This is a genomic window from Roseomonas sp. KE2513 (genome assembly GCF_016107305.1).
GTDB lineage: Bacteria > Pseudomonadota > Alphaproteobacteria > Acetobacterales > Acetobacteraceae > Roseomonas.
Window position 1 is genome coordinate 1 of the sequence record NZ_RCVR01000109.1, and the last position, 3,316, is coordinate 3,316.

General features: G+C 62.8%; 4 protein-coding genes. 2 read left to right on the forward strand and 2 right to left on the reverse strand.

What is annotated here, in order from left to right:
* Positions 1-104: 104 nt before the first annotated feature.
* Together D9599_RS30325 and D9599_RS30330 are read left to right on the forward strand one after the other, a co-directional pair.
* Positions 105-326, forward strand: coding sequence for a GNAT family N-acetyltransferase (locus tag D9599_RS30325; protein WP_198385064.1), 222 nt, complete (start codon positions 105-107; stop codon positions 324-326).
* A gap of 47 nt (positions 327-373) precedes the next feature.
* A complete protein-coding gene (locus tag D9599_RS30330; protein ID WP_198385065.1) occupies positions 374-1,186 on the forward strand; it encodes a universal stress protein in 813 nt (270 codons plus the stop codon).
* A 214-nt stretch (positions 1,187-1,400) separates the two neighbouring features.
* On the opposite strand, the gene D9599_RS30335 is transcribed toward D9599_RS30330, so the two are convergent.
* Positions 1,401-2,072 carry a CBS domain-containing protein gene (locus D9599_RS30335; RefSeq protein WP_232481137.1) on the reverse strand — a complete coding sequence of 224 codons (672 nt, stop codon included), beginning with the start codon at positions 2,070-2,072 and terminating at the stop codon, positions 1,401-1,403.
* 674 nt (positions 2,073-2,746) lie between these two features.
* Positions 2,747-3,145: a DUF4112 domain-containing protein gene (locus D9599_RS30340; protein ID WP_232481138.1), complete on the reverse strand. Its 399-nt coding sequence runs from the start codon at positions 3,143-3,145 to the stop codon at positions 2,747-2,749.
* Positions 3,146-3,316 lie beyond the last annotated feature (171 nt).

Sequence of the window (3,316 nt, forward strand, 5' to 3'; positions counted from 1 at the left end):
CACCCACTACAGCGCACGTATTGCTGCGAGCCTGACCCCATGCTCGATGACCACCCAAGCTGATCGGGGAGGGGCGGGTGCATGTCGCGGAGCGCAACCGGGTCATGCAAAGTCTCGTCGAGCTCCTGTCGTGGGGCGAGGCGATGCTGCCCGACAACGTCGCCGTCATGCCGGACACGCAAGGCCAAGGTTTAGGCAACAGCATGCTAGCGTTCGCAGAGCTTGCGGCGAGTAAGGCGGGCTATGCTGCAATCCGCCTGAGCGGAGGCGAGGATGAGGTCCAGTGCAAGCCAAATTTCCTGGCTCGCGCATCTAAGAAGGATTAGACTGGCGGGGCCTTGAATAGGGGTTACACCCGGTAGAGGAGACGGCCATGTCTGACGTCGTCATGGTAGTGCTCCAGCGCCTTGACGCAGTCCCCCGCCTTTTGCGTGCGGCAGAGCGCCTCGCCGTCCTTGCTGGTGCGACCCGCATCAACATCCTCGCCGTCCGCACACCGCCTGGCTATGTGATGTTATCCCCTGAGGCATCTGTGAGCCCCGTGTTGGACGAACTCTTGGCATTTGAGGACGATCGTATCGCGGCGCTGCATGGCGCCTACCAGCACTGGGCGGCCGGCGTAGTAGACGCGTCCTTCACGACGCACTGGTCGTCGGTTGAGGGTCTTGCCGAGCCTGTCGTAAACGAGGGCCGCCAAGCTGATTTCGTTGTGGTTGGCCGCCCTGTCCGAGATGACAGCCCGTCGACACGGCGTGCATTTCATGCCGCTCTGTTCAAAACTGGGCGGCCTGTTCTGGTGGTTCCGCCCGGCTGGCAGGGCGAGTTTGGTCACTCCGTCGCGGTTGCGTGGAAGGAGGACAGCCGGGCGGCAAATGCCGTCCTTCCTGCCCTGCGCTGCCTCCGGAGTGCTGAGTCGCTGCATGTCCTCGTCGGCATCCGCCAGGGCGCCGCGCAGCCTCATCTCCCGCGGATCTTCGCCGATCACGGGATCCAGCCGGAAATGCACGTACTGCCCCTTGGCCCCGAAGTGTTTGGCCAAAAGCTCATCGATAAGGCTCGCGAACTCGATATCGACCTGCTGATCATGGGCGCCTACGCGCACAGCCCTCTGGTCGAAGCGCTCCTCGGCGGGGTGACACGCTACATGCTGGCCCATGCTGACCTTCCCCTGCTCATGCGGCACTGATCAGGGACGAGAGCAGGTCGGGCCGTACACCGAGCGTCTATTGCCGCGGCCCAGAACAGCCCCAATCGACATCGATGACCCTGGAGAGAGTGGTCAGCACCAGGTCTACTATCGTCGTGGCCCTTTCCTTTGCTCTACTGGTTGGTCAGATCGGAATAGTCGCCCGCGACGAAAGCCATGGTTAATGGCTAATCCTTGTGAAGGGAGCGTCGCTTCAAGGACCGAAGACAACGGGCCGTCGCAAAGTGCTATCAACTACTTGCTTCACGCCAGGCACACTCTTGGCGAGCACGTGAAGTGCATGGCTCACGGTCTCGGAATGGCGGAAGCCAGTGAACTCCACAACCCCGTCCCGGACACCCATAGCGATGTTGCCGGTGGTAGCCCAAGCTTCCCGCCTCATCGCCGTGAGTAACGCTCGACGGATACCTTCGTCGGACAACTCTACCGGTGATCCACCTGTGGGCTCCACCAGAGCACGCACCAACTCTGCGCGACCGACTACGCCGAGAAGCTGGCCTCCCGCCGTCACCAATACTCGACGAATCTTGTGGTCTTCCATGAGGCGAGCGATGTGGGCAGCGCTGTCCTCTGGTCCCACCGTTATGACCTGCTTCGTCATCAGGTCCTCGGCAGTGGTGCCGTGGCTCCGAACGTATCGCTCCGCCATGTTGTCTGGGCTGGAAAGGACCCGACTGAGCCAGCCCGCGCGAGGTTGGTCATCGTCCGCCGCTAGACGACGGATCAGATCAGCCTCCGTGACGATGCCCCGTAACGTTCCCTGAGGATCCACGACAGCAACCGTTGAGATGCCCCGATCTGCAAACATGCGGGCAAGATCGGCGGCAGGAACTCCTGGCGGCACAGTGGTGACTTCAGGGTTCATGAGATCGCGGGCTCGTGGCTGCATCATAGTGGCCTCCACGCAAGTTCTAGGTGGATAATGCAAGAGTTGCACGTCTCAGATAGGAGGAGCCTTAACCTTTGACCACCTTGCCCTTCGCAATGTGCGTTTTATCTGCTCAAGCCTTGGCCGAGGCTGATATTTCAGCTTCGAGTGGCAATCTGTTGAGGCAACAGCGAGGTTCGCTGGAACGCAGGATGATCTTCCTGTTTATGTTGGCCAAGGCTGACCAAGTGGCCAACTTGAGGCTTGTCCCATGCTAACCGGTTTAGGCCGGCAAGGGGCTGACGAGGAGCGCCGTGCTGGGCCGGGGCGGGGGGCAGGCACATGGGAGGCCGCCATTGATGCCCGGTGCTGCCGCATTGGCGGCCGCGTCTCAGGAGGAGGCAACCCGCACACTCCACCTACGCGCGCTCGATGTGGGGGCAGCCCGCACCTAAGATGTCACCATATCTCAAGGGCTCGGGCGGCTCCTGAAATGCTGGAGAGTGCCGACGCCACGCAGGGGTAACACATAGACCCACACAACGGTGGCAAGGGTACTGGCCAGAGCTGACGCTTAGCGGGGCTGGCGGCATTGAGACGACCGGAATGCAGCATGCGCCCCGTAGAGCAGGTCCGTGTTGGCCTACGGTGCGCATGGCCCGATCGCCGTCTCACCCTGACGAAGGTCTCTGCCGATCGAGGTGACGACGCAGAAGCTCCATGTTGCGGAGGTTGGCGTGGAAGAAGACGTCACCGACCGAGCCTGCAAGGGGCACCGTACTGATGAGCGCGTCGAAGCCGACATTGGCGGCCATGCGCAGAAGGGTTCCAGGCCGCACACCGAGCCGATGGGCCTCCCAAATTAGGTAGGCCGATACAGCCGTCGGAACGACGGGGCCGACGCCCGGTATCAGGCTCAGGACGGCGTCCGCGCCAAACCGGATGCCGGTACCCGGGATACGCCATTTGCTGTCCAGTAACTGTGCGACCCTCTGCAAGCGAGCATGGCCTGCCCCCGCGCGGCCGGCGGGATCCCGCAAGGGGGTCATCGAAGTGGTCGGGTTACGCATCGTGCTCCTCCGCGTGGACCGGTGGGGCGACCCTGGAAAGCCTAACGCCTCTGCGGCGCGATCAGTGGGGTCCGCCTGGAGATCGTCCCGTGATGCGAACTGACGCGGCGAGGGCGCTGAAGGAGCGGGAGCTCATCTCGGAGCGGACCAGGGCGGCGCCGGCGGCGGCAC

Excerpts from the sequence above, each read along its gene's own strand:
- D9599_RS30330 (WP_198385065.1), top strand. The coding sequence starts at position 374 with ATGTCTGACGTCGTCATGGTAGTGCTCCAGCGCCTTGACGCAGTCCCC.
- D9599_RS30335 (WP_232481137.1), bottom strand. The coding sequence starts at position 2,072 with ATGAACCCTGAAGTCACCACTGTGCCGCCAGGAGTTCCTGCCGCCGAT.
- D9599_RS30325 (WP_198385064.1), top strand. The coding sequence starts at position 105 with ATGCAAAGTCTCGTCGAGCTCCTGTCGTGGGGCGAGGCGATGCTGCCC.
- D9599_RS30340 (WP_232481138.1), bottom strand. The coding sequence starts at position 3,145 with ATGCGTAACCCGACCACTTCGATGACCCCCTTGCGGGATCCCGCCGGC.